This window comes from Streptomyces olivaceus, from assembly GCF_000721235.1.
GTDB classification, from domain to species: domain Bacteria; phylum Actinomycetota; class Actinomycetes; order Streptomycetales; family Streptomycetaceae; genus Streptomyces; species Streptomyces olivaceus.
In genome coordinates, this window is sequence record NZ_JOFH01000027.1 from 270,157 (window position 1) to 291,994 (window position 21,838).

At 73.9% G+C, this 21,838-nt stretch carries 18 protein-coding genes; 8 read left to right on the top strand and 10 right to left on the bottom strand.

Annotated features, from left to right (window positions below):
- Position 1 precedes the first annotated feature (1 nt).
- Entirely contained in the window at positions 2-1,006 is a 1,005-nt protein-coding gene (locus IG94_RS0127700) for a zinc-dependent alcohol dehydrogenase family protein (protein WP_031042955.1), read from the bottom strand.
- An 87-nt stretch (positions 1,007-1,093) separates the two neighbouring features.
- Here IG94_RS0127700 and IG94_RS0127705 point away from each other — a divergent pair, with 87 nt between their 5' ends.
- The gene (locus tag IG94_RS0127705; protein WP_031042957.1) at positions 1,094-1,477 is read left to right on the top strand and encodes a winged helix-turn-helix transcriptional regulator; all 384 of its coding nucleotides are present in this window, start codon (positions 1,094-1,096) and stop codon (positions 1,475-1,477) included.
- Positions 1,478-1,498: 21 nt separating this feature from the next.
- Here IG94_RS0127705 and IG94_RS0127710 read toward each other — a convergent pair whose 3' ends face one another.
- From IG94_RS0127710 to zapE, 7 genes are all read right to left on the bottom strand, one after another.
- A complete protein-coding gene (locus tag IG94_RS0127710; protein ID WP_031042959.1) occupies positions 1,499-2,389 on the bottom strand; it encodes a polysaccharide deacetylase family protein in 891 nt (296 codons plus the stop codon).
- A 94-nt stretch (positions 2,390-2,483) separates the two neighbouring features.
- A complete protein-coding gene (locus IG94_RS0127715) occupies positions 2,484-4,007 on the bottom strand; it encodes an FAD-dependent oxidoreductase (protein ID WP_031042961.1) in 1,524 nt (507 codons plus the stop codon).
- A gap of 79 nt (positions 4,008-4,086) precedes the next feature.
- Positions 4,087-5,466 carry a PhoX family protein gene (locus IG94_RS0127720; protein ID WP_031042963.1) on the bottom strand — a complete coding sequence of 460 codons (1,380 nt, stop codon included), beginning with the start codon at positions 5,464-5,466 and terminating at the stop codon, positions 4,087-4,089.
- 267 nt (positions 5,467-5,733) lie between these two features.
- Complete coding sequence (locus IG94_RS0127725) at positions 5,734-7,239, bottom strand: SulP family inorganic anion transporter (protein WP_031042965.1); 1,506 nt, start codon at positions 7,237-7,239, stop codon at positions 5,734-5,736.
- Between the two features lie 8 nt (positions 7,240-7,247).
- A complete protein-coding gene (locus tag IG94_RS0127730) occupies positions 7,248-7,832 on the bottom strand; it encodes a carbonic anhydrase (RefSeq protein ID WP_031042967.1) in 585 nt (194 codons plus the stop codon).
- A gap of 76 nt (positions 7,833-7,908) precedes the next feature.
- On the bottom strand, positions 7,909-8,313 hold the full coding sequence (locus IG94_RS0127735) for a PHD finger domain-containing protein (protein ID WP_031042969.1): 405 nt from the start codon (positions 8,311-8,313) through the stop codon (positions 7,909-7,911).
- A gap of 350 nt (positions 8,314-8,663) precedes the next feature.
- Positions 8,664-9,716 (bottom strand): cell division protein ZapE, encoded by a 1,053-nt coding sequence (gene zapE / locus IG94_RS0127740; RefSeq protein ID WP_107060707.1) that lies wholly within the window; start codon positions 9,714-9,716, stop codon positions 8,664-8,666.
- Between the two features lie 217 nt (positions 9,717-9,933).
- On the opposite strand from zapE, the gene IG94_RS0127745 reads away from it, so the two are divergent.
- The 5 genes from IG94_RS0127745 (at position 9,934) to IG94_RS0127765 (ending at position 14,019) form a co-directional block, all read left to right on the top strand.
- Positions 9,934-10,776, top strand: a complete 843-nt coding sequence (locus IG94_RS0127745) for a pyrimidine reductase family protein (RefSeq protein ID WP_031042975.1) — start codon at positions 9,934-9,936, stop codon at positions 10,774-10,776.
- 239 nt (positions 10,777-11,015) lie between these two features.
- Positions 11,016-11,489, top strand: a complete 474-nt coding sequence (locus IG94_RS0127750) for a hypothetical protein (protein WP_031042977.1) — start codon at positions 11,016-11,018, stop codon at positions 11,487-11,489.
- 119 nt (positions 11,490-11,608) lie between these two features.
- Positions 11,609-13,009 (top strand): UDP-N-acetylmuramate--L-alanine ligase, encoded by a 1,401-nt coding sequence (gene murC, locus IG94_RS0127755; RefSeq protein WP_031042980.1) that lies wholly within the window; start codon positions 11,609-11,611, stop codon positions 13,007-13,009.
- Positions 13,010-13,027: 18 nt separating this feature from the next.
- Complete coding sequence (gene msrB / locus IG94_RS0127760) at positions 13,028-13,435, top strand: peptide-methionine (R)-S-oxide reductase MsrB (RefSeq protein WP_031042982.1); 408 nt, start codon at positions 13,028-13,030, stop codon at positions 13,433-13,435.
- A 92-nt stretch (positions 13,436-13,527) separates the two neighbouring features.
- Positions 13,528-14,019: a hypothetical protein gene (locus IG94_RS0127765; RefSeq protein ID WP_052410886.1), complete on the top strand. Its 492-nt coding sequence runs from the start codon at positions 13,528-13,530 to the stop codon at positions 14,017-14,019.
- A gap of 78 nt (positions 14,020-14,097) precedes the next feature.
- On the opposite strand, the gene IG94_RS0127770 is transcribed toward IG94_RS0127765, so the two are convergent.
- Complete coding sequence (locus IG94_RS0127770; RefSeq protein ID WP_063763412.1) at positions 14,098-17,391, bottom strand: AfsR/SARP family transcriptional regulator; 3,294 nt, start codon at positions 17,389-17,391, stop codon at positions 14,098-14,100.
- Between the two features lie 290 nt (positions 17,392-17,681).
- On the opposite strand from IG94_RS0127770, the gene IG94_RS0127775 reads away from it, so the two are divergent.
- Entirely contained in the window at positions 17,682-18,941 is a 1,260-nt protein-coding gene (locus IG94_RS0127775) for a hypothetical protein (RefSeq protein ID WP_031042990.1), read from the top strand.
- Positions 18,942-18,952: 11 nt separating this feature from the next.
- Positions 18,953-19,570, top strand: coding sequence for a hypothetical protein (locus IG94_RS0127780; RefSeq protein WP_157852325.1), 618 nt, complete (start codon positions 18,953-18,955; stop codon positions 19,568-19,570).
- Here the strand turns inward: IG94_RS0127780 and IG94_RS0127785 are convergent.
- Positions 19,462-21,750 (bottom strand): tetratricopeptide repeat protein, encoded by a 2,289-nt coding sequence (locus IG94_RS0127785; RefSeq protein ID WP_043484667.1) that lies wholly within the window; start codon positions 21,748-21,750, stop codon positions 19,462-19,464. The genes IG94_RS0127780 and IG94_RS0127785 overlap by 109 nt on opposite strands.
- Positions 21,751-21,838 lie beyond the last annotated feature (88 nt).

A 21,838-nucleotide genomic window follows, 5' to 3' on the forward strand; every position in this document is an offset into this window, starting at 1 on the left:
CTCATCGCGCGTCCCTCCGTTCCTGGACCGTGACGACGATCTTCTTCCCGGCGTGCAGCCCCCTCTCCAGGTGGCGGTGTGCCTCGACGATGTCGTCTAGGGCGAACACCTCGCCGACGGCGGGCCGCAGCGCACCGAGGCGTACGCCGGCGTTCAGGAAGGCCGCCATGCGTCTCACCACGACGGCGTCGAGGGTGTGCTCGAAGCTCCGGTAGCTGAAGACCCTGAGCGGCGTGCCGGTCGGGGAGGGCGTGGGCCGGGGGTCCAGGAAGCCCGCGGCGACCAGTGTGCCGCCGGGGCGGGCCGCCCTCAGGAGATCCTGCTGGCCGGGGCCCCTGACGAGGTCGAGGACGATGTCGGCGCCGGCCCCGCCGGTGTGGTGGCGGACGGCTTCGACGACGTCCGCGCGGTCGGTGGCGACGACCGCGGCGGCGCCCGCGGCGAGCAGGTCGTCCCGGTTCGCGGTGTGCCGGGTGACGGCGAGGGGCACGGCGCCGATCTGACGGGCGACCTGGAGGGCCGCGCGGCCGACGCCGCCGGACGCGGCGGTGACGAGGACGTGGTCGCCGGGCCGCATCCCCGCCTTCTCGACGAGCGCGCCGTAGGCGGTGGAGTACCCGACCCAGACCGCCGCCGCCTCCGTGACCGCGAGCCCGGCCGGCCGGGCGACGACCTGGCTCGCGGGGACCGTGGTGTACTCGGCGTAGCTGCCCCGGGCGCTCGGGTCCGGAACGGCAGCGAGAACGACCGGATCGCCGACCTCCAGCCCGGTGGCTCCGGGGCCCAGCGCGTCGACGACGCCGGTTCCCTCGATGCCGAGGCGGGCGTGCGGCAGGGGGACGGTCGCGGGCGAGGTGCCCGCACGCATCATCCGGTCGAGCGGGTTGAGGGCGAACGCCTCGATCCTGACCCGTACCTCGCCGGCGGCGGGTTCGACGACCGGCTCCTCGACGACGTGCATGACCTCCGGCCCGCCGAACTCGTCGAACACGACGACTCGTGGCATGGTGACTCCTCTGTGTCCGCTGCTGGTTTCGTTGCTCACGGAAGACGCTACGGAGCCGTCGGGTACCTCCTGGTACCTTCGAATGTCATGCGGAACGTGGCTGGACCAGCCTTCCTCGCCGACTGCCCCACGCGCCTGGCGGTCGAGATCATCTCCGACAAGTGGGCCGTGCTCGTGCTCTTCGGGCTCAGTCATCGGCCGCGCAGGCACGGTGAGCTCGTGGACCTCATCGGCGGCATCTCGCGCAAGGTGCTCACCCAGACGCTGCGCCGGCTCCAGCAGTACGGTCTGGTCGAACGCCGTGCCGAAGCGCCACGGCGGGTCGAGTACCGCCTCACCGACCTGGGCCTGACCCTCGTGGAGCCCATCGAGGTCCTGACGGACTGGGTGAGGGACCACGGCGAGGCCGTCGTCGCCTTCCAGGAGGCGGCGGAAGCGGCCGACCCGGCCCGGGTTCGCGCGGCGGGCTGATCGCAGGCCGGTCCCGGACCGTCAGGCGCGGCCGTTCGCCGCGCCCACCAGGTCCGAGACCTTGACGAAGCGGTAGCCCCGGCTGCGGAGTTCGGGAACCACCGCCCGCACCACTTCCTCGGTCACCGGGGCCGCGCTGCGCGTGCAGTGCATGACCACGACCGATCCCGGCCGGGCTCCGTCGAGCACCTGCCGGGTCACCGCGTCGGCGTCCGTGGCGAAGGCGTCGCCGCTCACCACGTCCCACTGCACGGCGGTGACACCGGTGGCGGACAGTTCCTTCAGGGCCGCCTTGTCGTAGCAGCCGCCGGGGAAGCGGAAGTACGGCATCGGGTTCGGCACCCCGGCCTTCTCGAACGCCGTGTACGCCCGCTCCAGGTCCGCGCGCATGTCGTCCTCGGCCACCGTCGGCAGGCCGTAGCAGTCGTCGGTGTAGGCGTAGTGGCTGTAGGAGTGGTTGGCGATCTCGAACTGCCGGTCGCGGCCGATGGAGCGGGCCTTGTCCGGGTACTCCTCGGCCCACCGGCCGGTCATGAACACCGTCGCCGGCACCTTCAGCTCCCGCAGCGCCGCGATCAGCTGCGGATTGTCGAACCGTTCGCCCGACGCGGCGCGCGGCCCCTGGTCGGCGGTCATGTCGGCGTCGAAGGTGAGGGCGATCAGCTTGCCGTCCCGGGTGCCGTCCTGTTCGCCGTGGGTCGTGCCGTCCGTGCGGGGGCCGTGCTCGAAGACGGGGGTGAGACCGCCGGGGCCGGGGGCGAGGGTGGGGGTGGGGGTCCGGGAGGCGGAGGAGGACGGGGCGGGGGCCGAGGGCGCCGGGCGGGGAGCCACCTCGGCCGCGGTGGTCCCGCAGGCGGTGAGGGCGGCGCCCAGGACACAGAGCGCGGTGGCGCGTCGTACGAGAGTGATCACCGTACGAACGTAGGAGTGAGATGTTCTGTTTGTGTTACTAAATGGGGTGACGTGCCGGTTCGGTCACCCGCCCGGTCCAGGCCCTCCGGCGCCGTCAGATGTCCCGCTGCTCCAGCGGCTTCGTCGCCGGGCCCTCGATGACCTTGCCGTCCGTGCCGAAGCGGGAGCCGTGGCAGGGGCACTCCCAGGCGCGCTCGGCCGCGTTGAAGTCGACGAGACAGCCCAGGTGGGTGCAGCGTGGCGAGACGGCGTGCAGGGTGCCCTCCTCGTTCCGGTAGACCGCGAGCCGGTCTCCGCCCGCCCGCACGACGGCGCCCTCGCCCGGCGGCAGTGAGTCCACCGGCGGCGCGGGCCGCAGCCGGTCGCCGACGAAGTGCCGGGCCACCTCGGCCTGCGTCTTGAGCAGCGACGGCGCCTCGCGCACCGCCGTACGCAGCCGGCGCGGGTCGTAGAGCCCGCTCCACGCGCACTCCTCGCCGGTGACCTGCGCGGTGAGCAGCCGGCCCGCCATGATGCCGCCGCTCAGCCCCCAGCCGCCGAAGCCGGTGGCGACGTACGTGTGGTGCGCGCCCGGGTGCAGCGGGCCCACCATCGGCACGGTGTCGGTCGGGTCGATGTCCTGCGTGGCCCAGGCGTGGGTGCGCTCGACGCCGGGGAAGTACTCGTCCGCCCAGGCGGCCAGGCGCTCGAAGCGCTCGCGGGTGTCGCCCGTGCCGGGGGTGAAGTGCTCCCCGGTGACGATCAGCAGGCGGCGGCCCGCCTCGTCCAGGGGTGCCGTGCGCACCGAGCGGGTGTTCTGCTCCGGCGTGATGTACATGCCGTCGATGTCGCGGTCCGCCCCGACGGTCCCGGCGACGACCAGCTCGCGGCGCGGGGAGAGCCGGGCGAAGAGCAGGGCGCGGTCGAAGACGGGGTAGTGCGTGGCCACCACCACGTCCCGGGCGGTGACCGACGCCCCCGTGCCGGTGGACACGCGGCACGGCGTGCCCTCGTCCAGACCGTGGACGACGGTGTCCTCGAAGATCAGCCCGCCCCGCGCCTCCAGGTCCGCGGCGAGCGCCCGCAGGTACTTGAGCGGGTGGAACTGGGCCTGCCCGGTCACCCTCACGGCGCCCGCCACCGGGAACGGCAGCCCGGTCTCCGTCACGAACGACGCCGGCAGCCCCGCCTCCCGCGCGGCGTCCGCCTCCGCCCGCACCTCGTCGACGCGGTCCGGGGCGCGGACGTACGTGTACGCGTCGCGCGTCTCCCACTCGCAGTCGATGCCCAGCTCGGCGACGATCCCGGCGGCGTGCTCGATCGCCTCGGACTGCGAGCGGGCGTACAGCCGGGCGCCCTCCGCGCCTCGGGTGCGGCGCAGCCTGTCGTAGACCAGGGTGTGCTGGACGGTCAGCTTGGCGCTGGTGTAGCCGGTGACGCCGGCGGCGACCCGCCCGGCCTCCAGGACCGCCACACTGCGCCCGGCCCGCGCCAGCTCCCAGGCGGCGCTGAGCCCCGCGACACCGGCGCCGATCACGGCGACGTCGACGTCGAGATCCTCGGCGAGCGCGGGGCGGGGCGCGCCGCCCGGTGCTGTCTGCAGCCAGTACGAGCCGTTGACCTGCACGTTCTGAGTCATGCGGCCCGGGTACCCCGGGGCCGCCGCTTCAGTGGCAGGCTTCGGCGACCGGACGGTGCGCCCCGCCTGTTCCGTACCGCTACCTGCGCCAGGGCCCCGTCACCGCGAAGGTGGTGCCCGGTGTGTAGCAGTTGACGTACATCGTGTCGCCGTCGGGGGAGAAGGTGACGCCGGCGAACTCACCCCACTCGGGTTCCTCCTCCGTGCCGATGTTCTGGGCGCCGCGGGCCATGGCGTACACCTCGCCGCGCCGCGTCACGCCGAAGACGTGCTGCGCGCCGTTGCCGTCCTCGCAGACCATGAGGCCGCCGCTGGGTGCCAGGCAGATGTTGTCCGGGGACTCGCCCGGCAGCTGCACGTCGGTGTCCGGACCGAAGACGATCACCAGGGTGAGCCGGCGCCGCTCGGGGTCGTAGCGCCAGATCTGGCCGTAGTGGTCGGCGGCCGAGCCCTCGTCGCTGTGGGCGAAGGACGACACGAAGTACACGCTGCTCCCGCCCCAGTAGCAGCCCTCCAGCTTCTGCGCGTGGGTGATGCCGCCCCGGCCGAAGTCCTGGAAGCGGATGGGTGTCCCGTCGGCCAGCGGGTCGGGGACGTCCACCCACTCGATGCGGTCGAAGGTGGCGCCCGTCTCCTGGATCGAGGAGAGGTCGGGCACGCCGGGCACGCGCATCGCCTGCAGCCTGCCGCCCGCCCGCAGCGATCCCCTGCCGCCCAGCGGCTTCTCGGGCAGGAAGCGGTAGAAGAGGCCGAAGGGCCGCTCGAAGGCGTCCTCCGTCTCGTACACCACGCCCCGCCGCGGGTCGACGGCGATCGCCTCGTGCTGGAAGCGGCCCATCGCGGTCAGCGGCACCGCGCCGGTGCGGTGCGGGTCGACCGGGTCGACCTCGAAGATGAAGCCGTGGTCCTTGGTGTAGCCGTTGGTGCCGGCCCGGTCCTCGGTCTCCTCGCAGGTCAGCCAGGTGTGCCAGGGCGTGGGCCCGCCCGCGCAGTTGACGGCCGTGCCGGCGACGGCGACCCGCTCGGACAGGACGCGGTTGCGGGAGTCCAGCTCAAGGGCCGTACAGCCGCCCTTGCCCTCCGGGTCGTACGTCAGGCCCTCGACGGTCGGGACCGGGACGCGGCCGTCGGCGCGGTTCTCGTGGTTGCGGACGAGGTGGGTGTGGCCGTGTCTGCCGGGGCCCTGCCCGGGGAAGGCCGACATGCCGTCGTGGTTGGAGGGCACCCTGCCCTCGCCGGAGCGCAGTTCGTCGCCCTCGCGGGACAGCACGCGGTAGTGGAAGCCCTTGGGCAGGTCGAGCAGGCCGTCGGGGTCGGGGACGAGGGGGCCGTAGCCGGTGTGGCCCAGGGACTGGGCGGCCGCGGTGCCGGCGAAGAGCTCCGAGAGGGCGCCGGTGAAGGCGATGCCTGCGCCCAGGGCTCCGGTACGGGCCAGCACCTGGCGTCGGGTTGCGGACATGGGGAAACCTTCCTGCTGGCGGACAGGACAGTGACCCCGCAGTGTCTATCACCTGCCAGGAGCCCCGGGAACCACGCGTGCCCCTCGTGTCACGACGGCGTCCCCGCACGGGTGTCGGGGTTGCCGCGACTGCCGGGGGCGCCGGGGGCGCCGCGACCGTCGGCGTCGCCGAGGACGATCGGGCCGCCGAGGCGGGCCGGGCCGCGACGCAAGCCGCCCGGCACTTCCCGCGGGGGCGCGCGGGAAGTGCCGGACGGGGTCGACGGGCTACACCGGCGCCTTCGCCACCGGAGCCCTCTCCGGCTCCGTGACCTTCACCGGGTCGGTGCCGGCGGAGCTGTGCCGTTCGGCCCAGTTCTCCAGGGCCGTGCGGCAGGCGTGGTCCAGGTGGTGCAGCCCGGACAGGTCCAGCTCGACCGGGCGGTCCTGCGGCAGCGCCTCCAGGCTCTCCAGGATCTTCGGGAGCCGCAGGAAGGTCGCGTTGCCCGTCAGGTGGACCTGGACGGGACCCGCGCCCTTGTCGACGATCTCCAGCTTCAGGTGCGAGGCCTCCCAGGCGGTCTTGACCACGGACAGGGCCAGACCGATCAGCACGCCCTCGAACATGTTCACCGCGACGATCGAGACGGCCGTGACCACCAGGATCAGCGCCTCGCCGCGGTGACCGCGCCACAGCGCCACGACGCCCTTGAACGGGATCAGCTTCCAGCCCGCGTGCACCAGGATGCCGGCCAGCGCGGGCAGCGGGATCAGGGCCAGCGCCGACGGCAGCAGCGCGGCGAACAGCAGCAGCCACACGCCGTGCAGTACCCGGGACGCCTTCGTCCGGGCGCCGGCGCTCACGTTGGCGGAGCTGCGCACGATGACCGCGGTCATCGGCAGCGCGCCGAGCACACCGCACACCGTGTTGCCCGCGCCCTGCGCCATCAGCTCCTTGTTGTACTCGGTGCGCGGACCGGTGTGCAGCCGGTCCACCGCGGCGGCGCTGAACAGGCTCTCGGCCGAGGCGATCAGGGTGAACGCGACGATCGTGCCCAGCAGGCCCACGCTCGCCAGCTGGCCGAACGCGTCGGCGCCGGGCGGCTGGATGGAGTCCAGCAGGCCGTTGACCTCGACCGTGGCGACCGACAGACCGAACGCCGCCGTGACCGCCGTGGCCAGCACGACCGCGGCCAGCGCGCCGGGCAGGGTCTGCGCGGCCTTCGGCAGCCGCTTCCACAGCACCATCACGGCGATGGTGCCCGCGCCGAGGGCCAGCGAGGTGAGTGCCTCGGCGCTGCCGACCGCGTCGGCGGCGGCCCCGGGCAGGCCGATGATCTTGTCGATGCCGGAGGCGGGTGCCTCCAGGCCGGCGGCCGAGTAGAGCTGTCCGGCGATGAGCACGAGGCCGATGCCGGCCAGCATGCCCTCGACCACCGACAGGGAGATCGCCCGGAACCAGCGGCCCAGCTTCAGGGCGCCCATCGCGAGCTGGATGAGCCCGGTGGCGAGCACGATCACACCGAGCGCGGGCAGCCCGTACTCGTCGACCGCGCCGAAGACCAGCACGGTCAGACCGGCGGCCGGGCCGGAGACCTGGAGGCTGCTGCCCGGCAGGAAACCGGTGATCAGACCGCCCACGATGCCGGTGATCAGGCCGAGTTCGGCCGGGACGCCGGAGGCGACGGCCACGCCCACGCACAGCGGGAGCGCGACCAGGAAGACGACGAGGGAGGCGGTGAAATCCTTCCGCCAGTGCGGGAACTTGCGGCTCTGGTTCGATATGAGAGACATGTCGGCACTCACAGCGTCTCGAACGCGTCGGTGTCCGCGCTGTGCTGGCGCACGAGGCCGGTGTGGACCTCGTAGTACCAGCCGTGCACGCGAAGCCGGCCGTCCGCCAGGCGCTGTTCGACGCACGGGTAGGAGCGCAGGCGCAGCAGCTGCGCCAGCACGTGGTGCTGGACGGCCTCGGCGACCGTGGGGTCGGTGGTGTCGCACGGCTTCGGCTCGTCCGCGGCGTGCGCCAGCCAGTCGCGCACGGCGGGTACGGCGGTCAGGTCGTCGCCGCGCACCAGCGCGCCGACGGCGCCGCAGTGCGAGTGGCCGCAGACCACGATGTCGGTGACGCCGAGCACCGTGACGGCGTACTCGATGGTGGCGGTCTCGCCGCTGGGGCGCTCGCCGGCGTAGGGCGGGACGATGTTGCCCGCGGTGCGCAGCTCGAAGAGCTGGCCGGGCCGGGCGCCCGTGATGAGGGCCGGTACGACCCGGGAGTCGGAGCAGGTGATGAACAGGACTTCGGGCGACTGGCCTGCGGCGTGCCCGGCGAACTCCTCAGGGCGCTGTCCGAACGTACGGGCGTTGTCGATGAGGGGCTGCTGCATGATGCGGGTTTCCTCCTGGCGCGCAGTGGGGGCGCGTCGGACGGGCGGGGCAGTGGTGGGGGAGGTGCCGTGCCGCTCAGCAGCGGAAGACCTGGAGGGCCGCCGGGGAGTGGTCCGCCGCGGCTCTGGACCGGGGTCCGGCCGCCCCGCCGGACAGGAGGGGAGTGTCGGCCGCCGGGTCGCGCTGCCCCCGGAGCGAGTGCTCGGGCAGCTCGGGCCGGGGCGCGGTGGTGGCGCGGTGGCGGTCGCCGCGGACGCGTGCGGGACCGTGCGGATGTCCCGAACGGCCGGTGTCGTGGCACGCGACCCGCTCCTCGTGCGACGAGGGGCCGGAGGCGATGATTCCGGACTGAGCGTTGGCCATGGCATCGCGGTGCGTATGCGCGATTGCGAAGGAAGCCGAGGGGGCGAGGAACTGGAGGGCCACGAGGAGGGCGGCGAGGAGTGGAATCCGCAGCCGGGCGTTCGAGCCTCGGAACATGAGCCCCCTCCAGGTACTTCGTGCTTCGCTGTGCGCCCGGGCATGGTCGGTGCACGGGTCATGACTCGGTCAACGCAGGGTCAATGCGCAGTCAAGAGTCACGTTAACCCTGCGAAGAGCTTTGCAGGGTTAACGTAGCGTTACGGGCTGAAGAGAGCCTGAAAATCGCGGGTTGCTTGGCGCGAAGAGGCCGTTTGCGGGGCGGCGTACGGGCGTTGCCCGGGGGCGAAGGCGCACTCGGCTGTACGGCCGCGCTCCGGCCTGTGGCTGTACACCGGGCGTATGGCTTTACCCGTGGGCGTACGACTGTAGGTCCGGGGTACGGCTGCACCCCGGGCGTACGGGGGTTCTCAGCGAGCGTCGACGAGGGGCGCGGCGTCCCTGGCCAGCGCGGTGAGGCGGGAGATCGCCCGGAAGTACTTCTTGCGGTAGCCGCCCTTCAGCATCTCCTCGCCGAAGAGCCGGTCGAAGGGCTCCCCGGAGGTCAGGACGGGCACCTCACGGTCGTAGAGCCGGTCCGCGAGCACCACGAGCCGCAGGGCCGTCGACTGGTCGGGGACGGGACGCACTCCCGTCAGGCACACCGCCGAGAGGCCGTCGGTCAGCGCACCGTAGCGGCTGGGGTGGACCCGGGCGAGGTGGTCGAGGAGCGCGGTGAAGTCGTCCAGGGAGGCGCCCTCGGTGGCCCGGGCCGCCCGGGTGACCTGCTCCTCGGAGTAGGGCGCCGGGGCCTCGGGCAGACCGCGGTGGCGGTAGTCCTCGCCGTCGATGCGCAGGGCGCGGAAGTGGGCGGACAGGCCCTGTATCTCCCGCATGAAGTCCGCCGCCGCGAACCGGCCCTCCCCGAGCTTGCCGGGCAGCGTGTTGGAGGTGGCGGCCAGCGCGACGCCCGCCTCCACGAGCCGGGCGAGCAGGCTGGAGACGAGGACGGTGTCGCCCGGGTCGTCCAGCTCGAACTCGTCGATGCACAGCAGGCGGTGCCCGGAGAGGGTCTGCACGGTCTGCTGGAAGCCGAGGGCGCCGACCAGGTTGGTCAGCTCCACGAAGGTGCCGAAGGCCTTGCGGGACGGCTCGGCGTCGGTGGCGTGCCACAGGGAGGCCAGCAGGTGGGTCTTGCCGACGCCGTAGCCGCCGTCGAGGTAGACGCCGCGGGGTCCTGCGGGGACCTTCGGCGCCCTGCCGCGCCCGAACCCGAAGAGGCCCCGCCTGCCGGCGGCCGGGCCGGGTGCCTGGCCGAGACCGTTCGCGAACTCCTCCAGGACGTGCACGGCCTCGCGCTGGCTGGGCTGGTTCGGGTCCGGGAGGTACGTGCTGAAGCGGACCGAGTCGAAACGCGGCGGCGGGACCATCTCGGCGACCAGGCGGTCCGCGGGCACCCGCGGCTCGCGGGAGCACAGGGACAGCGGGGCCGTCCCGGCTATCGGAGTGCGGTCGGAGGCGGGGGTGGAGGAGGGCGACACGGTCGTCAATGGTAGGCCCTGTTCGAAGAGGACACGGCAGGCCCTGTCCGGGAGGGGGCGGTGCGGCCTCTGCGAAGGGACGCGGTGCGACCTGTGGGGAGGGAGGGGGGAGGGCCGGGCGGCGGGGTTCGGGCCGCGGGCGCGTGGAACACTGCACGGCATGCGACGCCTGTTCCCCGTGACCGACCGGCCGGCCGGCCCGGACCCCGCCCCGTCCGGCGCCCGCTCCGGTGCCGATGCCGGCTTCGGAGCCGACGCGACCGACGGGGATCGGGACCGGGAGTGGAGCCTGGCCGAGCTGGCGGCGGCGTACGCCTACCCGGTGCCGGACGGGCGGCGGCAGACCTGGCTGCGGGCCAACATGGTGTCCACCCTCGACGGTGCCGCCCAGCACGACGGCCGCTCCCAGCCCATCTCCAGCGCGGCCGACATGCGCGTCTTCGGCACCCTGCGCGCGCTGGCCGACGTGGTGATCGCGGGCGCCGAGACCGTACGGCAGGAGGGGTACCGCCCGGCACGCGCGCGTGCCGAGTTCGCCGAGGGGAGGCGGGCCGCCGGGCAGGAGCCCGTGCCGGCGGTCGCGGTGGTCAGCGCGAGCCTGGAGCTGGACTTCTCGCTGCCGCTGTTCACTGCCCCGGCCGTGCCCACCCTCGTCCTGACCGGTGCCGCCGCGGCCCCGGACCGGATCGAGGCCGCCGAGCGGGCCGGCGCCCGGGTGGTGATCGCCGGTGACGGTGTCGGCGTGGACCCGGCCCGTGCGCTGCGGGAACTGGCCGCCCTCGGCCATACCCGGCTGCTGACCGAGGGCGGTCCGCGCCTCCTCGGGCAGTTCGTCGCGGCCGGGGTGCTGGACGAGCTGTGCCTGACCGTGTCGCCGATGCTCGCCGCCGGGGACGCCCAGCGGATCGCGGGCGGACCCTCGGTGGAGGTGCCCCGGCGGTTCACGCTGGCGTCCCTCCTGGAGGAGGAAGGTTTCCTCTTCAGCCGTTACCGGCGCGCCTGAGCCGTTCCCGGAGCCGGCCCCGGTCGGGGCGGGTGACGCCCCGGACGCGGCTGCCGAATAGAGGTTCGATCCGTACCGCGCTCCCGGGAATCGGCGGAATCTCCCGTTCCGTTTGGTTCGCGCCGGGCACACTGAATCCGGCAGTACCCGTGCGATCACGGGGCAGGATGGTTTCCGCAGGGTCCGGCACGGCCTACGGAGGGTGGGTTCACGGACCCTCGAAGGAGAAGGGGCGCCTGGTGTTCACAAGCGTTTTGATGATCGAGAAGGCCCTGACGTCCGCCGACGTGGAGTTCGTCACCACCTTGCACGGCGAGGAGACGGTCGCCTTCCACGTGCTGCTCCAGCCGCGCGGCGACCAGGCCGACCGGCTGCTGCGGGCCATCGACGACGTCGCGCTCGGCGAGCTCGACGACGCCGTGCGGGAGAACGAGACCCCCGAGGGCGACGACGCGCAGGGCGTCGGCAGACGGGCGCTGGAGGTGTCCCTCACCGCCCTGCGCGCGTCCGGGGCCGAGGCCGAGGGCCGGCTGATCGAGGACCACCCGCTGGACGAGCTGAAGTCCCTGGTCCTGGAGATCGGCGCGGACGAGGTGATCGTCCTGACCGATCCCCACTACGTGGAGGAGTTCTTCCACCGGGACTGGGCCTCCCGGGCCCGGCACAAGGTCGGCGTACCGGTCCTGAAACTGTTCTCCCACAGCAAGGCATAGGCTGGGGCCGCGCCCCGGCGAGGGGCGCGGCACCGCCGGGCGGCGCACCGCCCGGCGCACCACGCAGCAGACCACCTCTCGCGCACCACGACGCGCCGCACCCCTGGGGAGAACAGCGCATGGCACCCGGCCTTCCTACCGCCATGGACCGACCGCACTTCATCGGCATCGGCGGCGCCGGGATGTCGGGCATCGCCAAGGTCCTCGCCCAGCGGGGCGCGGCGGTGGCGGGCAGCGACGCCAAGGAGTCCGCGACCGCCGGGGCGCTGCGCGCGCTGGGCGCCACGGTGCACATCGGGCACGCGGCCGGGCACCTCGCCGACGACGCGAGCTGCGTGGTCGTGTCCTCCGCGATCCGCGAGGACAACCCGGAGCTGGCCCGCGCCGCCGAACTGGGCATCCCGGTCGTGCACCGTTCCGACGCGCTCGCCGCCCTGATGAACGGGCTGCGCCCCCTCGCGGTGGCCGGCACGCACGGCAAGACCACCACCACCTCGATGCTGGCCGTCTCCCTGTCCGAGCTGGGTCTGAACCCGTCGTACGCGATCGGCGGCGACCTCGACGAGCCGGGCTCCAACGCCCTGCACGGCTCCGGCGAGATCTTCGTCGCCGAGGCGGACGAAAGCGACCGCAGCTTCCACAGGTACGCCCCCGAGGTCGCCATCGTCCTCAATGTGGAGCTGGACCACCACGCCAACTACGCGTCCATGGACGAGATCTACGAGTCCTTCGAGACCTTCGCCGACAGGATCGTCCCGGGCGGCACGCTGGTGATCGCGGCCGACCACGAGGGCGCCCGGGAGCTGACCCGGCGGCTGGCCGGCACGGTGCGGACGGTGACCTACGGGGAGTCCGAGGACGCCGACGTACGCATCCTGTCGGTCGTCCCGCAGGGCCTGAAGAGCGAGGTCACCGTCGTCCTGGACGGTGCCGAGCTGACCTTCGGCGTCTCCGTCCCCGGCCGCCACTACGCCCACAACGCCGTCGCCGCCCTCGCCGCGGGCGCCGCCCTCGGTGTCCCCGCCGCCGAGCTGGCTCCCGCGCTGGCCGCCTACACGGGCGTCAAGCGGCGCCTCCAGCTCAAGGGCGAGGCGGCCGGCGTCCAGGTCGTCGACTCCTACGCGCACCACCCCACCGAGATGACCGCCGACCTGGAGGCCATGCGCGCCGCGGTCGGCGACGCCCGCATCCTGGTCCTCTTCCAGCCGCACCTCTTCTCCCGCACCCAGGAACTGGGCAAGGAGATGGGCCAGGCGCTGGCCCTCGCCGACGCCTCGGTCGTCCTCGACATCTACCCGGCCCGCGAGGACCCGATCCCGGGCATCACCAGCGACCTGATCGTCGAAGCGGCGCGGTCCGCCGGCGCCGACGTCACCCCGGTCCACGACAAGGACGCGGCGCCCGCCGCGGTCGCGGGAATGGCGAAGGCCGGTGATCTCGTTCTCACCATGGGCGCGGGCGATGTCACCGACCTCGGACCGCGCATCCTGGACGAGCTGTCGAGCCAGGCGAACCAGTAAGTAAGGGGCTGAGAACTCATGTCGTACGACGTCGAGAAGCCGGACGAGCAGTGGCGGAAGGAACTGGCCCCGGCCGAGTACGCCGTTCTGCGCGAGGCCGCCACGGAGCCCGCCTTCACCGGTGAGTACACCGACACCAAGACCGAGGGCGTCTACTCCTGCCGGGCCTGCGGCGCGGAGCTGTTCACCTCCACCACCAAGTTCGAGTCGCACTGCGGCTGGCCGTCCTTCTTCGACCCGAAGGACACCGACGCGGTCGAGCTGATCGAGGACCGCTCCCACGGCATGGTCCGCACGGAGGTCCGCTGCGCCCGCTGCGGCTCCCACCTGGGCCACGTCTTCAAGGGCGAGGGCTACCCGACCCCGACCGACCAGCGGTACTGCATCAACAGCATCTCGCTGCGGCTGGAGCCGGAGCGGGGCTGACGCGGAATCCCGCTGTGCGCGGCCGCCCGGCTGCCTACCCTGGCCCGGAGGGCTGTCGGAGTCCGGCCGCGCACGGATGGCAGGGGTTGCGTATGGAAGCCGAACTGGCGGCGCTCGCCGCCTCCGGGGCCACCACACTGGTGGGACTCATGGTGTCGGAGACCTGGGAGCAGGCGCGGCACCGGCTGTCCAGGTTCTTCGCCCGCGACGGCGACGAGAACGCCGTCGCGGCGGAGCTGCGGTCGTCGCGGAGTGACCTGGTGGCGGCCCGCGACGGCGCCGACGCCGAGGCCGTCGCGGACATCGAGGCGGCCTGGCGGGCCCGGCTGAGGCGGGCCCTGCTGTCCGATCCCGAGGCGGCCCGGGAGCTGAGGGCGCTGCTGGCCGAGATCGCTCCGTCGGACGGTACGGGGGAGGCGGCCGGTGCGGTGCACAACACCGTCAGCGGCGGCGTCCAGCACGGCCCGGTGCTCCAGGGCGGGCGGTTCTCGGGGGTGAGTTTCCACGGGGCGGGCCGGCCGGTGCCGAATCTCGACAATCTCCCTTGCGCGGGTGATCGTCCCAGTACTCTCGGCGAGACGTGATCTTTTACGGCGATCCGATCGTCGTACGAGCAACTAGGAGTCCCGTGTACGCCGAGCTGTACAGCGCCGCCCTCCCCCTCATGGACGCCGGTTCCTTCGACTGGGAGTTGTTCCGCTGGATCTGGTGACCCCGCCCGTGCCGGTCCCCGAAGCGGGACGGCGGGGACCGGCGGGACGGTGTCCCGCCAGGAACCGGAGCAGTTCCGCCGCCTCCGTCTCCGCGCCCAGGGCGCGGTAGCGGGCGGCGGCCCGCTCACCGTAGGTCTCGGCGAGGCCTACGGTGCGCCGGGACAGGACCGTTGTCCGGGCCAGTCCCGCCAGCGCCTGGGCGGAACCGAGAGCGTAGTGAATCCGTTCCGCCACCTCCAGAGCCCGCTCGTAGCCCTGTGACGCCAGATCGAGCCGCCCCGACTCGCGCTGGACGTCCGCTGCCCCGAGGGACGCGCGAATCGTCTCGTACGGGTTGTCGATGTCGGCGGCGACGCGTTCCGCCATCGCGAAGTGGAGGAGGGCCTCGCCCCGGCGCCCCGACTCTGCGTAGGCCCGCCCCGCGAGGATCAGCGCGTCGGCCTCTCCCAGGCTGTCGCCGCTGGCGCGGTGAACGGCGAGGGTGCGCCGGAAGTGGGTGAGCGCCTCGTCGGTGCGGCCCATCGCCTGGTGCACCGCCCCGAGGTTCGTCGACACGGTCGCCACGTCCGTGCGGCCGCCGTACCGTCGCATCCATACCAGAGATTCCTCGTAGCAGGCGCGCGCGTCCGCGTAGCGGCCCTGGAGGAAGTGCAGCTCACCGCGGTTGTTCTGGGCCCGCGCCAGTCCGTGGAGGTCGTGCAGGCTCTCGTGGATCGTCCCCATCCGCTCGACCTTCTCGAGCGCCTGGTCGTACCGTCCCAGATAGGACAGGGCAGCCCCCTGCACGTTGAGGCAGTCGGCCTCCCCGGCAGGGTCGCCGACCGTGCGGTACAGCGCCCGCGCCTCCTCCAGGACGGGCAGCGCGCTCTCGCCGTGGCCCGCCGCGAGCCGGGCCCGGCCGGACTGGAACAGAGCGTCGGCCCTGCCGTGCTCGTCGTGCAGCTCCTCGTGGATCGCGAGGGCCTCGGTCGCGCAGTCCAGGGCCTCGCCGTGGTTGCGCTGCGCCAGGAGATCCGCGCGGTCCGTCAGGGTGCGGGCGAGCAGGGCGCGGTCGCCGGACCCGCGCAGCACGGGCAGTGCCGCCTCGAACAGCCGTGAGGCGTCGCCCCACGCACCCCAGAGCTTGAGGGGGCCGGCCAGGACCCGCGGGAACAGCGCCGCGTACTGCGGGTGCCGGTCGGCCGCCATGCGCGCGACCGCCGTGAGGTTGGCGCGTTCCACGGTCAGCCACACCGAGGCCTCGTCGGCGTCGGAGAGGGCGGGGACGGAGGCGGTGGTCTGCCGGGGTGGTGGAAGGGGGAACGCGCGGCGGTGCGGGCGGATGAGTAGGTCTGCTCGGTGGGCCGTGGCCAAGTAGTGGTGGGCGAGGCGGCCGGTCGCGGCGGTTCGGGTCCGTTCGGTGTCCGTGTCCAGGCCCACCTGGGCGGCGTACGAGCGGGTGAGGTCGTGCAGGCGGTAGCGGCCGAGCACCGGCTCCTCCAGGAGGCTGGCGTCGAGCAGTTCCTCGACGCACTGCTCCAGCAGCGCGGGGTCCTCGGCGCCGGTGAGCGCGGTGGCGGCGGGCAGCGCCAGGTCCGGGCCGGGGTGGAGGGCCAGCAGGCGGAACAACTCCTGTGCGGGTGCGTCGAGTTCGGCGTAGGAGAACCTGAACACGGCGCTGATCAGCGAGTCGAACTCCTGGAGCGGGCGGCTGGCGTGCCGCAGCCGGTCGAACAGGTGCCGCAGGTCCCACGCGCCCCGGTGGCGGAAGCGGCTGGCCAGGACCTGGAGGGCCAGCGGGTGGCATGCGCAGGCGGCCGCGATCCGCCGCAGGTTCTCCGGGTCGGCGGCCACCCGGGAGGCACCGGCGACGCGGGTGAAGAGGGACTCCGCCTCCTGCCCCGACAGCGTGTCCAGGAGCAGCGGAGCCGCCCCGTCCAGCCCGGCGAGCCGGTTCCGCGTCGTCACCAGGACCCGGCAGGCGGGGGAGCCGGGGAGCAGCGGGGCGACCTGGGCGGCGTCCCGTACGTTGTCCAGGACGAGCAGCGCACGGCGCCGCGCGGTCCACTCGCGCCACTTGGCGGCGCGCTCGTCCAGGGTGGCCGGCAGCGTGCCGTCGCACCCGGCGGTGTGCAGCAGGACGGCCAGGGCGTCGGACGGGTCCAGCGGTTGCTGACCGCTGTGGCCGCGCAGGTCGACGTAGAACTGGGCGTCCGGGTAGACCGGGGCCAGTTGGTGTGCCGCGTGTACCGCGAGAGCCGTCTTGCCGATGCCGGGCATGCCGTGGATGACGGTGACCGGGAGTGCCGTGCCGGCACCGCCGCCCGTCGCCTCTCGGCCGCCGCCGGCTCGGGTCCCGGTCCCGGCGAGGAGGATGCGCAGCTCGCCCGACCGTCCGACGAAGTCCGGGATGTCGCGCGGCAGGCAGTTGAGGGACTCCGCCGGGGCCGCTGAGACGGCGAGAGCCGCCGGGACGGGCGGGGTGTCGGTGCCGGCGGCGCCGGTCCGCAGGAGGTCGTGGTCCTGCTCCAGCATCCGCAGATGGAGCTGCTGCAACTCCGCGGTCGGCTCGATGCCCTGGCTGCGGTGCAGGCGCGTACGGGTGTCCCGGAAGACGGTCAGGGCCTCGTCGTGGCGGCCCGAACGGTACAGCGCCAGCATCAGCGAGCCGATCACCCGCTGCGCGAACGGGTTCTGCGAGGCGAGCTCCTGCAGTTCACCCAGGAGGTCCGCGTGGCGGCCCAGTTCCATCTCCAGGCGTATCCGCTCCTCGCGCACCCGGCGGTGGTCCTCGGCCAGCCGTGCCCGCGTCGACTGGGCCCAGGAGTTGTCGGCGAACTCGGCCAGCGGCTCACCGTGCCACTGAGCCTCGGCGGCGCGCAGCAGCCCGACGGCGACTTCGCGGTCCCGGCCGGCGGCGGCAACGGCCTGCGAGCGCAGCCGGTTGAAGCGCAGCAGGTCGATGTCGCCGGGATCGGCGCGCAGTTGGTACGCCCGGGAGGAGTGCCGGCGCACCTGTGCCAGGTCGTCGCCGACCGCGCGGCGCAGCCGACGGCGGAGCCTGGACAGGTACGTGTGCAGCGTGTCCACGGCGGTCGGCGGTGGCTCACCGTCCCAGACCCGGTCCATCAGCGTGTCCACCGTGACCGGCTCGCCGCGCGCGTGCAGCAGCACCGCCAGTACACAGCGCTCCTTCAGCGATCCGAGTGCGTGCTGCCGCTGGTCGTGCCAGAGCTCGAGAGGTCCCAGAACGAGAAGGTCCACCGTCTCCCCCGATGGGTGCGCTGCGTACCACGGTCTTGGCGCAGGTGTGACACGAACCACTGTTCTACGGTCGCACCGGGGCGTCAGGGGTGGGATCGCGGGCGCACGGGGGCAGCGACGGGGCGCACGGACACCGGCCGCCGGGGGACTGCCACAGGAGTGCAGGATTCCTGCAAGCCCGCCGTCCAGCCCTCCGGGCATCCCCCTCCCATCGGCCGCGCGGCGGCGCGGCCGCACGGAACAGCCGTGCAGACCACGCAGACCGCAGGGAAGGACCGGGGGATCTCAACATGAGTCTGACAGTGCCGGAGCCGCACGCGCGGCACGTGCCGGTGCGCATGGACGTCGACCGCTGGGCCACGCACCGGAGCCGCCGCAGGCTCCTGGTCGTGGTGCACACCGTCGTCACGGGCCAGCGACTGCTCGACGCGATACGCCTGTTGGAGGGCGACAACCGGGTGCAGACCTTCTTCACCCAGGCGCCCGACGTGTTCAGCAACGGGGTGGAGGCCTTTCTCGAACGGCTGGGCGGTCTCGTACTGCCCTGGAACCAGGCGGTGTTGACCCGCTTCGACCTCGCGCTGGCCGCCGGCCACGGAAACCTGCACGACCTGCAGACGCCGGTGGTGGTACTGCCGCACGGCGCCGGGCACAACAAGGTCGTCCACGCCGTGCCGGGGGACCGCCCGGCGGCGCACCGGGGTGCCTACGGGCTCAGCAGGCAGCGCCTGATGCGGGACGGCGCGGTGGTGCCCGAGGCGATCGTGCTGGCCCACCAGGAGGAGCTGACCCGGCTCGGGCAGGACTGCCCGGAGGCGGTGCCGGCCGCGGAGGTGGTGGGCGATCCGTGTTTCGACCGTGTCGCCGCCAGCCTGCCCCTGCGGGCCCTGTACCGGGAGGCACTGGGCGTCAGGGGCCGCCTGCGGCTGGTCCTCGCCTGCTCCACCTGGGGGCCCGACTCGCTGCTGGGACACGGCTGGAGCACACTGGAGCGCCTGGTCGCCGAACTGCCCAAGGACGAGTACCGGACCGCCGCGCTCCTGCACCCGCACGTCTGGAACGCCCACGGCCACTGGCAGGTCCGCGCCTGGCTCGCCGAACTGGTGCGCGCGGGCCTGATCCTGGTCAGCCCGCACGCCGACTGGACCGGGGCGGTGGTCGCCGCCGACCACATCGTGGGCGACCACGGATCGGTCTCGCTCTACGGCGCGATGACCGGAGCGCCGGTGCTGATGGCCGGCCGCTCGGACGCGGCCGTGGACCCCGGCTCGCCGATGGCCGAGCTGATGTCCTTCGCACCGCGGCTGCGCGAGGACCGCCCGGTGTGGCAGCAGCTCAAACGGAGCTCCGTGCTCCGGCGTGCGCAGCGGTACGAGCGGGTCGCGGCCCGGATCACCTCGGAACCCGGCCGGTTCGCACGCCGGATGCGTGCGCTGCTCTACCGCAAGCTGCGCCTGCGCGCCCCCGCCGTCCGCGGGCCCGTCGCGGAACCCGCGGGCCTGCCCCTGACGGTGCGCTACGACGACCCCGGCGCGGGGGTGTCGCGGTGATGCCGCTCGCCGTGGCCTCTCTGACGGCGACCGCCCTGACGGCGGACCGTGCCGACGGCGGTGCGGTCCACCGGGTGCGGACCGTGCTGGTCGACCCGGTGTCCGGGGCGCTGACCGTGGATGAGCACGTCAGGGTGCGGTGCTCCGCGCCGACCGGATGGGCGATCCTCGGCGACGTGCTGATCGCGCCCGGCGCCGGTGCCCGGTGGACCGCCCGGCTCGCCTACTCCTGCCCCGGCGCCCTGGTGGTGGCGGTGCACAGCGGAGGCCGCTGCTGGCTGCGGGCGGGAGCGGGGGGAGCGGCGGCGGCTGCCGTCGGACCCGTGGCCGTGGCCGTGTCCGTGTTCGAGGTCCGCGGGCCGGGGCGTGCGCGGGGCACCTGGGACCGGCTCGCCTCGCTGGCCCACTCGTGCCTGGTGGCGGGGGTGCCGGGGACGGAACTGGGGGCGGCCGTCGCGGCTCTGGAGCCTGCGGTCGGCAGTCTGTCTCCGGGCCGTGCGGGGGCCGGACCACGGTCGGCCTACCGCCCGGAGGCATCGCCTTCCAGCCGTTCGAGCCGGTCGAGCCGTTCGAGCCGTTCGCGAAGCGCCTCGGCGCCCGCCGAGCCCGACCGGCCCGCCGAGGCGTAGAGATCCAGCGCCTCGCGGCAGCGGTCCGCGGCGAGTTGCCGCCGCCCGTGCCGCTCGGAGACCTCGGCCAGGGCTCCGAGCGCGCGGGCGGCCTCGTACGCCGACGGCGCGCGCAGGGCGGCCAGGGCCTCGGACAACTGCTCCTCCGCTGCTTCGAGCCGGCCCAGCGCGAGGTGCGCGCGCCCCAGGCAGGTGGCGGCGCGCGCGGCGTTGTACGTGTCGCCCGAGGCGGCCAGCGCGCCCCGGGCCGCACCGGCATGACGGAGCGCCTCCTCGGCCCGCCCCTCGTCCAGCGCGAGGTCGGCGAGGTTGAGGCCGGCCAGTGCGCCCGCCCGCCGGTCCCCGTGGGCCGGCAGCTCGGCGGCGGCACGCCGGAAGAGGTCCGCGGCGCTCCGCGGCTGCCCGAGCCGCTGGAGGGCGAGCCCCCGGTAGTTGAGAGTGCGGGCGTGCCCCCGCCCGTCGCCGGCCGCGAGGAAGAGGCGCGCGGCCCGCTCGAACATCTCCAGTGCGCGGCCGGGGCTCCCGGAGCCCAGTTCCCCGACCCCGCCCGACGTGAGCATCCGGCACTCGGCCGCCGTGTCCCCCAGCGCCTGCGCCGCCGCCAGCCCCGCCCGGTGCGAGGCGGTCCACTCGGGGTAGAACTTCCGCCGCAGGAAGAGCGGCCACAGGGCGTCGGCGAGCTGCCAGCAGACCGTGGGGAACCCGGCGGCGGGCGCCTGCTGGAGCACAGCCATCAGGGTCGGCAACTCCCGCTCCAGCCAGTCCAGGGCGGCTTCCGGGCCGGGGCCCACCTCCGCCACGACCACGGGCCCCGGACCGTAGTCCCGGGGCATGGTCCGGTGCTGGGGGTCCAGAATCTCCTCGGCGCGGGTGGCGCTCGCCAGACAGTGGTCGGCGATGCGCCGCAGCGCCCGCGCCCGCGCGTCCGGCGGCTCGTCCTCGGCGGCCTTCGCGGCGGCGTGCAGCCGGACGAGGTCGTGGAAGCGGTGCCGTTCTCCGGCCGCCTCCACCAGCAGACTCGCGTCGTGCAGCGCTTCGAGCAGGGCGGCCGCGTCCTCCGCGCCACGGCCCGCAACGCCTCCTCCGTCCGCACCATCTCGTCCGTCTGCACCATCTCGTCCGTCCGCACCGCCTCCTCCGTCCGCACCGCCTCCTCCGTCCCCTCCGTCCGCGGCCAGCAGGGCGGCGGCCACCGAGCCGTCGAACTCCCGGCCCGGGTGCAGCCCCAGCAGCCGGTAGAGCCGGGCGGCCGGTGCGGGCAGTGCCCGGTAGGACACGTCCAGCGTCGCCAGGACGTCGTGGTCGCCGTCGATGGCCAGTGCCTCCAGTCGCCGTCGTTCCTCGCCCAGGGCGCGGACCATCGTGCTGATCGGCCGCCCGGGACGCGCCGCGAGGCGGGCACCGGCGACCCGGACGGCCAGCGGCAGCCCGGCGCACAGCTCGACCAGGGTGCGGGCGTCGTCGGGCTGCTCGCTCACCCGGTCGTCCGACAGGGTGTCCGCGAGCAGGTCGACGGCCGCCTCGGGGGCCAGCGGCTCCAGATGGACGGGACGGCAGCCGTCGACGGTCAGCCCCGGAAGCCTCCTGCGGCTGGTCACCGCGGTCACGCTGCCGCCCGCCGGCAGCAACGGACGCACCTGGGCCGCGGTCACCGCGTCGTCGAGCAGGACCACCAGCCGCCGGTTCGCGGTCAGCGACCGGTACAGCGCCGTCCGTTCGGCCGGCCGTGCGGGGAGTTGCTGGGCGGAGACGCCCAGGGCGCGCAGGAAGCGGGCGAGCACCTCCGCCGGATGGGCCGGCCCGTCGGACGCCTGCGCCCCGAGGTCCGCGTGGAGCTGGCCGTCCGGGAAGCCGGAACGCAGGGCGTGCAGCCAGCTCAGCGCGAGAGTGGTCTTGCCGACACCGCCGAGCCCGCTCAGCGCGGCCAGGACCGGCCGGTCGTCCCGTGCGGCGCGCGCCCGGTGCCGTTCCAGCGCCGCCAGTTCACGCGAGCGGTCGATCACCTTCAGGAGAGGGGGCAGCTGCCAAGGAGTCCGCTCGGGGCCTCGCGGACCGGTGTGACCGAAGTGGATGCCGCCGTGCACGGACCCCGCCTGTACGACGGGTCCGTGCACCGTCCCGCTCAGCTCGTTGTGCGACTCCTGACCGCCGCTGCGCACCCGCGCCCCCGCCCCGTGCACGTCGCCACCGACCCCTTGGCGGAGTCTTCTGACGGATCGATCCTTTCCGCCAGGGGGCGCGGATATCCCCGGAAACGGGGACGAACAC

Bases quoted from the DNA above. Each gene is read 5' to 3' on its own strand.
- IG94_RS0127720 (WP_031042963.1), bottom strand. From the start codon at position 5,466: ATGTCCGCAACCCGACGCCAGGTGCTGGCCCGTACCGGAGCCCTGGGC.
- msrB (WP_031042982.1), top strand. From the start codon at position 13,028: ATGTCGTACGACGTCGAGAAGCCGGACGAGCAGTGGCGGAAGGAACTG.
- IG94_RS0127705 (WP_031042957.1), top strand. From the start codon at position 1,094: ATGCGGAACGTGGCTGGACCAGCCTTCCTCGCCGACTGCCCCACGCGC.
- murC (WP_031042980.1), top strand. From the start codon at position 11,609: ATGGCACCCGGCCTTCCTACCGCCATGGACCGACCGCACTTCATCGGC.
- IG94_RS0127735 (WP_031042969.1), bottom strand. From the start codon at position 8,313: ATGTTCCGAGGCTCGAACGCCCGGCTGCGGATTCCACTCCTCGCCGCC.
- IG94_RS0127725 (WP_031042965.1), bottom strand. From the start codon at position 7,239: ATGTCTCTCATATCGAACCAGAGCCGCAAGTTCCCGCACTGGCGGAAG.
- IG94_RS0127765 (WP_052410886.1), top strand. From the start codon at position 13,528: ATGGAAGCCGAACTGGCGGCGCTCGCCGCCTCCGGGGCCACCACACTG.
- IG94_RS0127730 (WP_031042967.1), bottom strand. From the start codon at position 7,832: ATGCAGCAGCCCCTCATCGACAACGCCCGTACGTTCGGACAGCGCCCT.
- IG94_RS0127700 (WP_031042955.1), bottom strand. From the start codon at position 1,006: ATGCCACGAGTCGTCGTGTTCGACGAGTTCGGCGGGCCGGAGGTCATG.
- IG94_RS0127715 (WP_031042961.1), bottom strand. From the start codon at position 4,007: ATGACTCAGAACGTGCAGGTCAACGGCTCGTACTGGCTGCAGACAGCA.
- IG94_RS0127775 (WP_031042990.1), top strand. From the start codon at position 17,682: ATGAGTCTGACAGTGCCGGAGCCGCACGCGCGGCACGTGCCGGTGCGC.
- IG94_RS0127745 (WP_031042975.1), top strand. From the start codon at position 9,934: ATGCGACGCCTGTTCCCCGTGACCGACCGGCCGGCCGGCCCGGACCCC.